We start from the raw sequence: 12,814 nt of genomic DNA on the forward strand, positions 1-12,814 counted from the left end.
GCAGAATGCTCCAGTCACCGCAGCATCCGGAGCGCTATTCCGCCCGAATTGCCGTCTAGGAACGGTCCTGCCGGAAGCGCTTTCCGGCTGGAGCGGGCTGCGAGCGGGTTTCGGGATGAACAGGTTGGGGCTGGCGCTGCTGCTGGCGATCGGGCTCGCCGGTGCTGGGGCGCTCGTCGCACCACCGGCCTTGCGGCTGTGGGAGCTTCACATGGCCGCCGATGACCCGGTCGCTCTGTCGCAGCTGCGCCTCGGCGAGACCCTCGATGCGGCGCGCGTTGCAACGGGGATCGACGCAGCGATCGATGCCGGCGACGCCGAGCTCGCGGACAGCTTCATCTCACTCGCAGCCGAACGCGGCATAGCGGTGGCGCCCGAGCAGCTCCGGCGACTCCAGGCGCTGCGCGACGGTGCCTGGCTGCGCACCGCTTCCGATTTCGGACATGGTTTCCTCGCCGGAGCGCGCGATAGCGACGCCGCCTTCGCCGGAGCGTTGGCGAGCGATGTCAGCGGCTTTGGCGATCTGCGCGATCTTGCCCTCGAAGGACGCAAGCTGCTCGGCGGGGAGGGCGCGGACGAAACCGTTCTTGCACTCTCGGCCGTCGGGCTCGCCGTCAGCGCCGCCACCTGGGTGAGCCTTGGTGGCGGCCTGCCGGCCCGCGGTGGCCTGAGCGCCGTCAAGGCCGCCGGCAAGGCGAAGCTGCTGTCGCCGGCCCTCACCGCCAGTCTCGGCCGTGCCGCCGCAGGCGCGCTCGACAGGCCGGCCCTCGCAGCCAGCTTCGGCGCCGCCGCGCGGCTCGACCTTGCCGCGGCGAAAGTCGCGGCCGGCGGTATCGTCCGCCCGGCAGCGCTGGCACGCTTCACGGCGCTTGGCCAGGATGCCGGTGTCCTCTATGCCCGTACCGGCCAGCGCGGCCTGCGTCAGGTGCTCGCCATAGCCGACGATGCCGGCGATATCGGCAAGGCGGCCCGGCTGGGAGCGGCGAAACCCTCGACCTTGCGGGCGACACTGAAGGTGCTCGGCCGTTCGGCCCTGGTACTCGGAACGCTCAGCCTCAGCGCCGCGAGCTGGATGCTGGCCCTGATCGGCTATGCGCTGGCGCTCGCAATGGCGGCACAGCGCTTCGGCTGGTGGCTCGGCCGCCTCGGCCGTCGCCGCAGGCGGGAGCGAGGGAGACGGCAAGGGGCCTCGGTCCTTCGCTGGCAGCCGGCCCTGCCTGCCGCAGCATGAGCCGGCGCGAAGCCGCCCTAAGAGAAAAAAGCGAAAGCAGGCGAAAGCGAGAATCGAAAGCGCTTCTGCCGACGGCAATGACCGGGAAGCAAATCACTTCCCGGACCTTACGTCATGTACCGCTTCCTGCGCCTTGCAGGCTTCAGCCTCTCCTTCCTGATCGTCGCGACCGTTCTCTTCGGCCAGCTGACCAGCCGGCCGACCATCAACGTCGCGCTGCAGCTCGAAGAGGGCCAGGCCCGGCTCGAGAAGCCCTCGCGGATGCGTGTCGGGCGTGTCGCCGAGATCCGCCGCATGCCGCGCATCGTCAGCGCGAGCTTCGCCTGATCAGAGGAAGCGAGGAGAGGTTCCCTCAGACCGCAACCCCGTGAAGGTCATAGGCGTCGGCGCGCTCGACCTTGACCGTGACGATGTCGCCCGGCCGCAGCGGCCGCCGGCTCGCGACATAGACATTGCCGTCGATCTCCGGCGCATCCCATTTCGAGCGGCCCTTGGCGACCGTCGGGCCGGCCTCGTCGATGATCACCGGAATGCGCTTGCCGACCCTGGTCTTGGCAAGGCGGGCGCTGACCAGCGCCTGTGTCTTCATGAAGCGGTGCCAGCGCGCTTCCTTCTCCTCCTCGGCGATGGCGGGCAGGCCGAGATCATTGGCCTTGGCGCCCTTCACCGGCTCGTATTTGAAGCAGCCGACGCGCTCGAGCTTCGCTTCCTTCAGCCAGTCGAGCAGGAAATCCACATCCTCCTCGGTCTCGCCGGGGAAGCCGACGATGAAGGTCGAGCGAATGGCGAGATCGGGGCAGATTTCCCGCCATTTGCCGATGCGCTCCAGCGTCTTCTCGTGATGGGCCGGCCGACGCATCGCCTTCAGCACGCTCGGCGAAGCGTGCTGGAAGGGGATGTCGAGATAGGGCAGAACGTGCCCTTCCGCCATCAGCGGGATGACCTCGTCGACATGCGGATAGGGGTAGACATAGTGCAGGCGCACCCAGATGCCCATCTGGCCGAGCTCGCGCGCCAGCTCGAAGAAACGGGTGCGGATCTCGCGGTCCTTCCACATCGAGGGTGCGTATTTGATGTCGAGCCCATAGGCGCTGGTGTCCTGCGAGATCACCAGCAGTTCCTTGACCCCGGCCTTGACCAGCTTCTCGGCCTCGCGGAGCACCTCGCCGATCGGCCGCGAGACGAGGTCGCCGCGCAGATTCGGGATGATGCAGAAGCTGCAGCGGTTATTGCAACCTTCTGAAATCTTTAAATACGCGTAGTGGCGCGGCGTCAGTTTGATGCCCTGTTCGGGGACCAGGTCGACGAAGGGGTCGTGCTTCGGCGGCACCGCCTGATGGACGGCCGAGACGACGCTCTCATAGGCTTGCGGGCCGGTGATCGCGAGCACGTTCGGGAAGGCGCCGCGGATCTGCTCGGGCTCGGCGCCCATGCAGCCGGTGACGATCACCTTGCCGTTCTCGGCCATGGCCGAGCCGATCGCCTCGAGCGATTCCTGCTTGGCGCTGTCGAGGAACCCGCAGGTGTTGACGATGACGAGGTCGGCGCCCGCATGGCTCTTGCTGAGCTCGTAGCCCTCGGAGCGCAGCGAGGTGATGATGCGCTCGGAGTCGACAAGGGCCTTCGGGCAGCCCAGCGAGACGAAGGAGATTTTCGGCGCGACGGCATTCATCGGCGGCTGGACTCGATGTCAGGAAAAGGGAAAGGCGCGGCAGGGCCGGCGCATTGGCGCTTCCTTTGATCCTTTTTCGACGAATTTGCAAATGCCGGATGAGCGCAGGCGGGTTTCGAAATGGCCTTCGGGATGATCATCATCATGCCGAAAGCCACGTGAATGATGTCGGCCTCGCCCCAAACGCCTTAGCCGGCCGCGGTTGCGACCGGCCGCTCGGGATCCTGGGTCCAGTCGGTCATCGAGCCGTCATAGAGCGAGACCTCGTCGCGACCGAGCACCTCGGAGAGCACAAACCAGTTCAGAGCCGCCGTGTGGCCGGTGTTGCAATAGGAGATCGCCGGACCGCCGGGCACGGATCCATAGAGCGCGCCGAGATCGTCCCGCGGCCTGAGCTTGCCGGTGACCGTATCGAAGGCCGCCGCATAGTCGCGCGAGACGGCGCCCGGGATATGGCCGGCGCGCGTCGCCTCGGCCGCCTTTTCGCGACCGTCGAAATAACTGGCGGCACGCGCATCGACCAAAGTCGCGAGCTTGCCGCGCGCGGCGACGAAGGTAGCATCCGCCGTGCTGCGCAGTTCCTGCTTCACGACCACGGGATAAGGCGCGGCCGGCCTGGGCTGCGACGGACCGGTCGCGGCGGGGCGCCCCGGGTCGGCCTGCCAGCCCTTGAAGCCGCCATCGAGAATCGCCTGCTGGCCATGGCCGATCAGCTTCAGCGTCCAGTAGACGCGTGCCGCCGCAGCGAGATCGGTGGCCGCGAGGCCGGCCGGCACGATCACAACCCGGCTTTCCGGCCGGATGCCGAGGCTGCCGGCGAGGGCGGCGAGATGGTCGAGCGGCGGCAGCATGCCGGGCGCATTGCCGATCCTGGCGCGCCAGCCATCGGCGGCATAGTCGCTGTGCACCGCTCCGGGGATGTGGCCGGCCTCGAACGCTGCCCGGCCGCCTTCGGCCGTGCTGCGGATGTCGAGGATGACGAGGTCGCTCCGGCCGAGAGAGGCGTGCAGGATCTCGGGCGAAACCAGTCCGGATACGGGGAAATCGCTCATTCGGCTGCCACCTGCTTCAACTCGTCGATAACCTCGAGCGAGGCGCTCATTTCCGCGGTCGCGCCGAGCATGATCGAAGCCGAGCAGTATTTTTCCTTCGACAATGCGACGGCACGCTCGGCCTTGGCCGGGGAGAGGCCGCGCCCGCTGATCCGATAGGAGATATGGATCCTGGTGAAGACCTTGGGATCTTCCGCCGCGCGCTGCGCCTCGACCTCGACCTCGCAGCCGGTGACGTTCTCGCGGCCCTTCTTGAGGATCTGCACCACGTCGAAACCGGTGCAGCCGGCGAGCCCGATCAGCAGCATCTCCATCGGCCGGATGCCGATATTGCGGCCGCCATATTCGGGGGCGCCGTCCATGACCACGGCGTGACCGCTGCCGGCCTCGCCCATGAAGGCCATGCCCTCGACCCATTTCGCGCGCGCTTTCATCGCCATCTCCTTCGGCCTGTTTCGCTATCGGAATAGCCCGGCGCGGCGCGCGAAGCGAGAGGGTCAGGCCGCAGCGAACAGGCTGCCATGCGAGATGCGCAGCCGCACGCGCTCGCCGATCGCCGGGGCGACCTGGCTGGCGAGATCGACGTCGAGGCGTTTCGGCAGGCCCTCGACGGCGACCTCGGCGCGGCGCAGCGGTCCGTTGCGGCGCAGATGCTCGACGATGCCGGGCAAGGCGAGCGGCGCATCGTCGACGATGCGCAGATGCTGCGGACGGACATAGAGCGAGGCCGGGCCGCTCTTGTTCTGGGAAAGACCGCCGAGCACCGGCCGATCGCGGAAGAAGGCCTGGCTGCCGACGACCTTGACCGGCAGATGGTTGGCGTCGCCGAGGAATTCGCAGACGAAAGGTGTCGCCGGATGGTCGTAGACATCGTCGGGCGAGCCGACCTGTTCGAGCCGGCCATTGCTCAGGATCGCGACACGGTCGGCGAGTTCGAGCGCCTCTTCCTGGTCGTGGGTGACGAAGACGGTGGTGTGGCCGGTGCGCTGATGCAATTGGCGCAGCCAGGCGCGCAATTCCTTGCGGACCTTGGCGTCGAGCGCGCCGAAAGGCTCGTCGAGCAGCAGCACGCGTGGTTCGATGGCGAGGGCGCGGGCAAGGGCGACGCGCTGACGCTGGCCACCCGAAAGCTGGCTCGGATAGCGTTTCTCCAGCCCGGGAAGCTGGATCAGTTCGAGCAGCTCGGAGACGCGGCGGCGGATCTCGGCCGGCTCGGGCCGTTCGCCGCGCGGGCGCGATTTCAATCCGAAGGCAACGTTCTCAGCCACGGTCATGGTCTTGAACAGCGCGTAGTGCTGGAAGACGAAGCCGATGCGCCGGTCGCGCAGGGAGAGATCGCGCGTGTCGGTGCCGCCGAAGAGCACACGCCCGCGCTCGGCCTGCTCCAGCCCGGCGATGACGCGCAGCAGCGTGGTCTTGCCCGAGCCGGAAGGGCCGAGCAGGGCGACGAGCTCGCCGGGCTGAATGTCGAGCGAGACGCCGCGCAGGGCAGGGAAGTTCTGGAAGCGCTTCTCGACGGTTTCGATGGTGACGGCGACGGACATGGGACGAGCTCTCAATGACGTCGGCTGGCGGCGATTGCGTCGGCGAAATGCCATTCCAGCAGGGTTTTCAGGGCGAGCGTGACGAGGGCCAGGCCCGCCAGCAGCGAAGCGACGGCGAAGGCGGCGGCGCCCATATATTCATTATAGAGGATCTCGACATGCAGCGGCATGGTGTTGGTCAGGCCGCGGATCTTGCCGGAAACCACGGCGACGGCGCCGAATTCGCCCATCGCACGGGCGTTGCAGAGCAGGACGCCGTAGAACAGGCTCCATTTCACATTTGGCAGCGTCACGGTCAGGAAGGTGCGCCAGGGCGACGCGCCGAGCGTCAGCGCCGTCTCCTCCTCGGCCGAGCCGAGCGACTGCATGTGCGGGATGAGCTCGCGGGCGACGAAGGGGAAGGTGACAAAGATCGTCGCCAGCACGATGCCGGGCAAGGCGAAGACGATCTGGATGTCGTTCGCCTTCAGCCAGGGGCCGAAATAGCCCTGGGCACCGAAGAGCAGCACGAAGACCAGCCCCGAGATTACCGGCGAGACCGAGAAGGGCAGATCGATGAAGCTGGTCAGCAGGCTCTTGCCGCGGAACTCGAACTTGGCGATCGCCCAGGCGGCGGCGATGCCGATGACGATGTTGAAGGGCACCGCGATGGCGGCGACGAGCAGCGTCAGGCGGATAGCCGCGAGCGCGTCGGGCTCGAGGATGGCTTCGCGATAAGCTTGCCAGCCCCGTGCACCGGCTTCGACGAAGACCGTGATCAGCGGCAGGAAGAGGAACAGGCAGAGGAAGGCCAGGGAAATCGCGACCAGCAGCCATTGCACCAGCCGGGACTCGCCGGAGATGCGCCTCGCAGCGCGGACGGGCTCGAGGTCTTCCGCCTGAAGGGGGAGGCTCGCATCAGACATTGCCGAACCTCCTTCGGGCGCGGGCCTGGACGAGATTGACCAGCAGGATCAGGGCGAAGGACAGCAGCAGCATCAGGGTGGCGACCACGGCCGCGCCGGCATAATCGAATTGCTCGAGCCGGATCACGATCAGCAGCGGCGCGATCTCCGAGACCATCGGCACATTGCCGGCGATGAAGATCACCGAACCGTATTCTCCGACCGCCCGGGCGAAGGCGAGCACGAAGCCGGTCATCAGCGCCGGCAGGACCGGCGGCAGCAGCACCTGGAAGACGGTGCGCCAGCGGCTGGCGCCGAGCAGAGCCGCGGCCTCCTCGATATCCGCCGGCAGCTCCTCCAGAACGGGCTGGACGGTGCGCACGACGAAGGGCAGGCCGATGAAGATCAGCGCCACCATCACGCCGAGCGGCGTGTAGGCGACCTTGATGTCGTAGGGCGCGAGCAGGCCGCCGACCCAGCCATTGGGCGCGTAGATCGCCGCCAGCGCGATGCCGGCGACGGCGGTCGGCAGAGCGAAGGGCAGGTCGACCGCGGCGTCGATCAGGCGCCGGCCCGGAAACTCGTAGCGCACCAGCACCCAGGCCAGGATCAGCCCGAACACGGCGTTGACCGTGGCGGCAAAGAGCGCGCCGAAGAAGGAGAGGCGCAGTGCCGCGAGCGTCCGCGGCGAGGTTGCGACGGCCCAGATGTCGGCCGGGCCGGCGCTCGCCGCCTTCAGGAACAGCGCGGCGAGCGGGATCAGGACGATCAGCGACAGCGCCGTCAGCGTGATGCCGAGCGCCAGGCCGAAGCCGGGCAGGACACTGGGCTCACGCCAGCGGGAGACCGTCGCGCTCATGGTTCAGCGCGTCGGCTTGTAGAGCTGGTCGAAGGTGCCGCCATCGCCGAAATGGGCGGGCTGCGCCTTGGACCAGCCACCGAACGCGGCGTCGATGGTGATCAGCTCGACCTTCGGGAAGCGCGCGATATCCTTGGCGTCGGCTGCTTCCGGATTGCGCGGCCGGTAATAATGCTTGGCGATGATCGCCTGCCCCTTCGGGGTGTAGAGGAAGTCGAGATAGGCCTGCGCTTCGGCCCGCGTGCCCTTGGCGTCGACATTGCCGTCGACCACCGTCACCGGCGGCTCGGCGAGGATCGAGAGCGAGGGTACGACGATGTCGAACTTGTCCGCGCCGAACTCCTTCAGCGCCAGGAAGGCCTCGTTCTCCCAGGACAGGAAGACGTCGCCGATACCGCGCTGGGTGAAGGTCGTGGTCGCGCCGCGCGCGCCGGTGTCGAGCACCGGAACGTTCGCCAGGAGCTTGGCGATGTAGTCGCGGATCTTGGCCTCGTCCTTGTTGAAGGCCTTCTCGGCATAGGCCCAGGCGGCGAGATAGTTCCAGCGTGCGCCGCCCGAGGTCTTCGGGTTCGGCGTGATGATCTGGACGCCCGGCTTCACCAGATCGCCCCAGTCCTTGATCGCCTTCGGATTGCCCTTGCGGACCAGGAAGACGATGGTCGAGGTATAAGGCGAGGAATTGTGCGGCAGGCGCGCCTGCCAGTTCTCCGGCAATTTCTTGGAGCGCTGCGCCACGGCGTCGATGTCGCCGGCGAGCGCCAGCGTCAGCACGTCGGCATTGAGGCCGTCGATGACCGTGCGGGCCTGCGCGCCGGAGCCGCCATGCGATTGCCGGATCGTCCGGATCGTCTTCTGCGGATTCCTGGCGTTCCAATCGGCGATGAACGCCGCGTTGATCTCGCGATAGAGTTCGCGGGTCGGGTCATAGGAGACATTGAGCAGCTCGGTCTGGGCGCGGACACCGGTCACGAGCCCGAAGCAGAGCGAGAAGGCGCCGAGCGTCAATCCGGCGTGAAGCAGATGGCGAAGTCTCTGTCGCGTCATATCAGTGCTCCGTATTGAACGGCCCCGGGGGAAAAGGCCGTTCGAAATAACAAACGAAACGTACTGAATTAGCGGCATACACTCAACGGCGTGCGGCAGTAGAGCCTTTCCAAACATCGATCGCCAGAGAGAAAACGCCTCTCCGGCTGATCGGTTCAATCTCAGGCGCGAGCCTGCCGGCGAATGGCGGCCGAGACGGCCGCGCCCATGGCGTGGCCGATGATCACGAGGACCGGCCCCTTGCTCGGCAGCTCGCCGAGGCGCTCGGGCAGATCGGCGACCGTGCCGGAGACTCGCGCCTCGTCTGGGCGCGTCGCCCCGAAGATCGCGATGGCCGGCGTCGCAGGATCGATTCCGGCGGCGAGCGCGCCGTCGCGGAAGGCGGCGAGCGTGGCCCGCGCCATGTAGACCACTGTCGTGGCGACCGGGTCGGCCATCGCGGCCCAGTCGATATCCCTGGGCAGTTGCCCGTCGCGGGCATGGCCGGTGACGAATTGTAGCCGTCTTGCGTGGTCGCGATGGGTCAGCGACAGGCCGAGCGACGCGGCCGCGCCCTGAGCGGCCGAGATGCCGGGCACGATCGCGACCGGAATGCCGGCCTGGGCACAGGCTTCGATCTCCTCGCCGGCACGACCGAAGATGCCGGGGTCGCCGCCCTTCAACCGGACGACATGCTTGCCCTGGCCGGCGAGCGCCACCAGCATGGCGTTGATGTCGTCCTGCTTCACGGACGGGCCGTAGCCCTGCTTGCCGACCAGCAGCCGCTTGGCCTCGCGCCGGGCGAGTTCCAGCACATCGGTGGAAACAAGGTCGTCGTAGAGAATGATGTCGGCGCTCTGCAAAGCGCGGATCGCCTTCAGCGTCAGCAATTCGGGATCGCCGGGGCCTGCACCGACCAGGGTTACGCGGCCGCCTGCCGAACCCGACGCTTCGATCTGGTCGAGCGTGCTGCGCAGGCTGGCATGATCACCGGCATCCGGCCGGCGCTGCGGCTCGCCGAAGGCAAGACTGGTGAAGCTCTCCCAGAAGGAGCGGCGCGCGGGAAAGTCGAGCTCGCGCGCCTGCACGGCCGGGCGCCAGTCCTTGGCGGCCTGGGCCCAGTGCTTCAGCCCGGCCGGCAGCAACGCCTCGATCTTGGCGCGAATCGCCTGGCCGAAGACGGGAGCGGCGCCGTCGGTCGAGATCGCCACGACCAGAGGCGAACGGTTGACCAGCGAGCCGAAGGCGAAATCGCAGAATTCCGGCTTGTCGACGAGATTGACGGGAACGCCGAGCTGGCGTGCGGCGGCGGCGAAGGCCTTCGCCTCTTCGACCGCGTCGATATCGGCGATGGCGAGCGTCGCCCCGTCGAGATCGGCAGCTTGCCAGTTGCGCGCGAGGACTTCGACCGTGCCGGATGGCGGATCGGCAGCGAGTTCTGCGAACATCTCGGCGCTGCCGCCTGCGAGGATCAGAAGGTTGCAGCCGGCGGAAGCCAGCAGCTCCGCCTTCCAGAGCGCACCCTCGCTTGAACCGGCCAGCACGACCTTGCGCCCGTCCAGCTTGTGGAACAGCGGCAGCGTCGCGAGCCGCTCGATGCGGCGCGGGGCGGTCGGGCGCGGGGCTCTGTCGGTCATCTTGGCGTCACTGCTGCTTTCACGTCCGGCGGCCCTTGCGTCTCGCTGCTCGGCGGCATGAACAGCCAAAGCCCGGCGAGCGCAAGGATGATAAGGCGGAAGCAAAGATCGAACCAGCGTTCGCGGGGGCTGGTTTCCATCTGGTCGAGGGCGCTCGTCAGCATGGCTTCCTCCCAATGATCGTCGCTATGGCGATCGGCCGGCCGCAGTTCACGCTGCTGCGCCGCGCTGCTCATCGCCGTCAGCCCGCCGCCTGCGCCAGGCGCTTCGCCCGGCGCTGGTCGAGGATGCTGCCGCCGTCGCCATAGCCGCGCTGATAGCGCGCGCCGACATGGCCTAGCGCCCGCTGCCATTGCTCCGCCGGCTGGCGCCCGGCGCTGGAGGCCGGCAGCGCGATCTCGTCGAAGCCGCAGAACAGCGCATAGGCGAACTGGTCGACGATCAGCGGACCGCTGGCGCGCAGCCTGCCGGTGAAGCCGGCACGCCGGAGCTGCCTCGCAAGGCTGAAGCCGCGGCCGTCGGAATAGGCGGGAAAGCCGATCGCGATCAACGCAAGCTCCGGCAGCAGCGCCTCGATCTCGGCGATGGCGAGGCTGTTGGGAATCACCACGCCGATCTGCTGGCCCGGCGCCCTGTTGGCGAGAGCTTCCGGCAGCGCCTCCGAAGGGACGAGGGCGAGCGGGATATTGCCGATGGCGGCGCCATCGCTCTGCGTCCAGGGATCGGATGCGGGTCCGTTGCGATCAAGCAGCACGGTCGAGCTCCAGGAAAGCGGCCTTGAAGGGAGCAAGGCCGAGGCGGCGGACATTCTCGATGAAGCTTTCGCCGGCTTGGCGCTGCTCCAGATAGACCGCGACGATGCGCTCGATCGCATCCGGCACCTCCTCGGCCGCGAGGCCGGGACCGAGAATCTCGCCGATCGCCGCATCCTGGGTGGCGTCGCCGCCGAGCGTGATCTGGTAGGATTCGATGCCTCGCTTCTCTAGGCCGAGAATGCCGATATGGCCGACATGGTGGTGGCCGCAGGCGTTGATGCAGCCGGAGATCTTGATGTTGAGCGCGCCGATCTCTTTCTGCCTTGCATCTTCGGCGAAGCGGCGAGCGATCGCCTGGGCGATCGGGATCGAGCGCGCCGTCGCGAGCGCGCAATAGTCGAGCCCGGGGCAGGCGATGATATCGGTGATCAGGCCGATATTGGCGCTCGCGAGCCCGGCTTCGCCGAGGCGCCGCCAGATCGAAAAGAGATCCGACAGCTTCACATGCGGCAGAACGAGGTTCTGCGCATGGGTGACGCGGATCTCCGAGAGCGAGAACTCGTCGGCGAGATCGGCGACCAGCCGCATCTGCGCGCTAGTCGCATCTCCCGGCGCCTCGCCGACCGTCTTGAGCGAGATCGTCACGGCGGTATAACCCGGCTGCTTGTGGGCGGTGGTGTTGACCTCGACCCAGCGATCGAAATCGGGATTGCCGGCCCGGTCTGTCTCCAGCGCCGAGCTCGTCTCCGGCAGCGGCCGGAAGGTCGGCGGCGCGAAATAGGCGGCGATGCGCGCGACCTCTTCGGGATCGGCATTGATCGAGGGGCCGTCGAGCTCGGCGAATTCCGCCTCGACGCGGCGGGTGAACTCCGCAAGGCCGGTCTCGTGGACGAGGATCTTGACCCTGGCCTTGTACTTGTTGTCGCGTCGGCCCTCGAGATTGTAGACCCGCATGATCGCCTCGAGATAGGCGAGCAGATCGGCCTTCGGCAGATAGTCGCGCACCACCTTGCCGATCATTGGCGTGCGCCCGAGGCCGCCGCCGACGCTGACCTCGTAGCAGGTCTCTTGCGTATCCGGATGGCGGCGGATGCGCAGGCCGATGTCATGGGCCTTGATCACCGCCCGGTCCTGCTCTGCGCCGGTCACCGCGATCTTGAACTTGCGCGGCAGGTAGCTGAATTCGGGATGCTGCGACGACCATTGCCGGATCAGCTCGGCGGTCGGGCGCGGATCCTCTATCTCGTCGCGGGCGATGCCGGCAAAATGGTCGGCCGTGACGTTGCGGATGCAGTTGCCGGAGGTCTGGATGCAATGCATCTCGACATCGGCAAGCAGCCGGAGGATCTCGGGCACGTCGCGCAGTTTCGGCCAGTTGAACTGCAGGTTGGTGCGCGTGGTGAAATGGCCGTAGCCGCGGTCGAAGCGCTCGCCGATCAGCGCGAGCTGGCGGAGCTGGCGCGAGGACAGCGTGCCATAGGGAATGGCGATCCGCAGCATGTAGGCATGGAGCTGGAGATAGACGCCGTTCTTCAACCGCAGGGGCTTGAATTCGTCCTCGGTCAGCGAACCGTCGAGGCGGCGGGCGACCTGATCGCTGAACTGCGCCACACGCTCGCGCACGAAGCGCTCGTCGAATTCGTCGTAGCGATACATCTGTCAGGCCCTCTGACCGGGAGGCGCTATGCCTTCACCGGCCTGCTTGCCGAGATCCCGGCGATTGCTCGGTCCGAGCGTCTTCATCCGCTCGCGATAGTGGCGCGGTATCGGACGGCCGGTCTCCGTCTCGACGTCGACGAGGTAGGCGTCGACGACGCGCTGAGCTCCGAACTCAGCCACGGCGAAGGCTTCCAGGCGCTCGGCGCCGAGATCATCATTGGCGACCAGCGCCAACGCCGGGTCGCGCGTCCAGGCCAGTGCTGCGCCCGCCGCGGAGGCGAAGACGACATCGCCGTCGCGCAGGTCGTTGGCGAGCAGGATCGCGGGCAAAGCGGGGCGCTTCGCTAAGGCCGCCATCACACGCTCCTGCTGCCCTGGTGGCGCGCGATGCTCTCGTTCTCGATCGATTTCGGACTGGACACTGGCGCTCGCTACGTTCGCTTTTACGAACGCTGAAAATAAACCGCCGAACGCCCCGCATCAATTCACGTTGGATAG

General features: G+C 67.3%; 14 protein-coding genes. 2 read left to right on the forward strand and 12 right to left on the reverse strand.

The window, feature by feature from the left end; all coding sequences use genetic code 11:
- Window positions 1-115: 115 nt before the first annotated feature.
- Both ACWGRX_RS02075 and ACWGRX_RS02080 read left to right on the forward strand, forming a co-directional pair.
- Window positions 116-1,231, forward strand: a complete 1,116-nt coding sequence (locus tag ACWGRX_RS02075) for a hypothetical protein (protein WP_452116224.1) — start codon at window positions 116-118, stop codon at window positions 1,229-1,231.
- Window positions 1,232-1,345: 114 nt separating this feature from the next.
- Window positions 1,346-1,558, forward strand: a complete 213-nt coding sequence (locus tag ACWGRX_RS02080; RefSeq protein WP_291641000.1) for a hypothetical protein — start codon at window positions 1,346-1,348, stop codon at window positions 1,556-1,558.
- Window positions 1,559-1,583: 25 nt separating this feature from the next.
- Here ACWGRX_RS02080 and rimO read toward each other — a convergent pair whose 3' ends face one another.
- The 12 genes from rimO to ACWGRX_RS02140 form a co-directional block, all read right to left on the reverse strand.
- Window positions 1,584-2,903, reverse strand: coding sequence for a 30S ribosomal protein S12 methylthiotransferase RimO (gene rimO / locus ACWGRX_RS02085; RefSeq protein WP_452116225.1), 1,320 nt, complete (start codon window positions 2,901-2,903; stop codon window positions 1,584-1,586).
- 188 nt (window positions 2,904-3,091) lie between these two features.
- Window positions 3,092-3,955 (reverse strand): sulfurtransferase, encoded by an 864-nt coding sequence (locus tag ACWGRX_RS02090; protein ID WP_452116226.1) that lies wholly within the window; start codon window positions 3,953-3,955, stop codon window positions 3,092-3,094.
- A complete protein-coding gene (locus ACWGRX_RS02095) occupies window positions 3,952-4,389 on the reverse strand; it encodes an OsmC family protein (RefSeq protein ID WP_291645422.1) in 438 nt (145 codons plus the stop codon). The genes ACWGRX_RS02090 and ACWGRX_RS02095 overlap by 4 nt, the downstream gene beginning before the upstream one ends.
- A 63-nt stretch (window positions 4,390-4,452) precedes the next feature.
- The gene (locus ACWGRX_RS02100) at window positions 4,453-5,499 is read right to left on the reverse strand and encodes a sulfate/molybdate ABC transporter ATP-binding protein (protein WP_452116227.1); all 1,047 of its coding nucleotides are present in this window, start codon (window positions 5,497-5,499) and stop codon (window positions 4,453-4,455) included.
- Window positions 5,500-5,510: 11 nt separating this feature from the next.
- Window positions 5,511-6,404: a sulfate ABC transporter permease subunit CysW gene (gene cysW / locus ACWGRX_RS02105; protein WP_291645420.1), complete on the reverse strand. Its 894-nt coding sequence runs from the start codon at window positions 6,402-6,404 to the stop codon at window positions 5,511-5,513.
- Entirely contained in the window at window positions 6,397-7,242 is an 846-nt protein-coding gene (gene cysT / locus ACWGRX_RS02110; RefSeq protein ID WP_291641011.1) for a sulfate ABC transporter permease subunit CysT, read from the reverse strand. Before cysT ends, cysW begins: the two co-directional genes overlap by 8 nt.
- A gap of 3 nt (window positions 7,243-7,245) precedes the next feature.
- Window positions 7,246-8,286, reverse strand: coding sequence for a sulfate ABC transporter substrate-binding protein (locus tag ACWGRX_RS02115; protein ID WP_452116228.1), 1,041 nt, complete (start codon window positions 8,284-8,286; stop codon window positions 7,246-7,248).
- Between the two features lie 161 nt (window positions 8,287-8,447).
- Complete coding sequence (gene cysG, locus ACWGRX_RS02120; RefSeq protein WP_452116229.1) at window positions 8,448-9,902, reverse strand: siroheme synthase CysG; 1,455 nt, start codon at window positions 9,900-9,902, stop codon at window positions 8,448-8,450.
- Window positions 9,899-10,138, reverse strand: coding sequence for a hypothetical protein (locus ACWGRX_RS02125; RefSeq protein WP_452116230.1), 240 nt, complete (start codon window positions 10,136-10,138; stop codon window positions 9,899-9,901). The genes cysG and ACWGRX_RS02125 overlap by 4 nt, the downstream gene beginning before the upstream one ends.
- 5 nt (window positions 10,139-10,143) lie before the next feature.
- Window positions 10,144-10,656 (reverse strand): DUF934 domain-containing protein, encoded by a 513-nt coding sequence (locus ACWGRX_RS02130; RefSeq protein WP_452116231.1) that lies wholly within the window; start codon window positions 10,654-10,656, stop codon window positions 10,144-10,146.
- Window positions 10,646-12,313 (reverse strand): nitrite/sulfite reductase, encoded by a 1,668-nt coding sequence (locus tag ACWGRX_RS02135; protein WP_452116232.1) that lies wholly within the window; start codon window positions 12,311-12,313, stop codon window positions 10,646-10,648. Before ACWGRX_RS02135 ends, ACWGRX_RS02130 begins: the two co-directional genes overlap by 11 nt.
- 3 nt (window positions 12,314-12,316) lie before the next feature.
- Window positions 12,317-12,673 carry a DUF2849 domain-containing protein gene (locus tag ACWGRX_RS02140; protein WP_452116233.1) on the reverse strand — a complete coding sequence of 119 codons (357 nt, stop codon included), beginning with the start codon at window positions 12,671-12,673 and terminating at the stop codon, window positions 12,317-12,319.
- Between the last annotated feature and the right edge of the window lie 141 nt (window positions 12,674-12,814).

The sequence above is a fragment of the Allobosea sp. NPDC055594 genome (assembly GCF_053618995.1).

Bases quoted from the DNA above. Each gene is read 5' to 3' on its own strand.
- ACWGRX_RS02075 (WP_452116224.1), top strand. From the start codon at position 116: ATGAACAGGTTGGGGCTGGCGCTGCTGCTGGCGATCGGGCTCGCCGGT.
- ACWGRX_RS02080 (WP_291641000.1), top strand. From the start codon at position 1,346: ATGTACCGCTTCCTGCGCCTTGCAGGCTTCAGCCTCTCCTTCCTGATC.
- rimO (WP_452116225.1), bottom strand. From the start codon at position 2,903: ATGAATGCCGTCGCGCCGAAAATCTCCTTCGTCTCGCTGGGCTGCCCG.
- ACWGRX_RS02090 (WP_452116226.1), bottom strand. From the start codon at position 3,955: ATGAGCGATTTCCCCGTATCCGGACTGGTTTCGCCCGAGATCCTGCAC.
- ACWGRX_RS02095 (WP_291645422.1), bottom strand. From the start codon at position 4,389: ATGAAAGCGCGCGCGAAATGGGTCGAGGGCATGGCCTTCATGGGCGAG.
- ACWGRX_RS02100 (WP_452116227.1), bottom strand. From the start codon at position 5,499: ATGTCCGTCGCCGTCACCATCGAAACCGTCGAGAAGCGCTTCCAGAAC.
- cysW (WP_291645420.1), bottom strand. From the start codon at position 6,404: ATGTCTGATGCGAGCCTCCCCCTTCAGGCGGAAGACCTCGAGCCCGTC.
- cysT (WP_291641011.1), bottom strand. From the start codon at position 7,242: ATGAGCGCGACGGTCTCCCGCTGGCGTGAGCCCAGTGTCCTGCCCGGC.
- ACWGRX_RS02115 (WP_452116228.1), bottom strand. From the start codon at position 8,286: ATGACGCGACAGAGACTTCGCCATCTGCTTCACGCCGGATTGACGCTC.
- cysG (WP_452116229.1), bottom strand. From the start codon at position 9,902: ATGACCGACAGAGCCCCGCGCCCGACCGCCCCGCGCCGCATCGAGCGG.
- ACWGRX_RS02125 (WP_452116230.1), bottom strand. From the start codon at position 10,138: ATGAGCAGCGCGGCGCAGCAGCGTGAACTGCGGCCGGCCGATCGCCAT.
- ACWGRX_RS02135 (WP_452116232.1), bottom strand. From the start codon at position 12,313: ATGTATCGCTACGACGAATTCGACGAGCGCTTCGTGCGCGAGCGTGTG.
- ACWGRX_RS02140 (WP_452116233.1), bottom strand. From the start codon at position 12,673: ATGGCGGCCTTAGCGAAGCGCCCCGCTTTGCCCGCGATCCTGCTCGCC.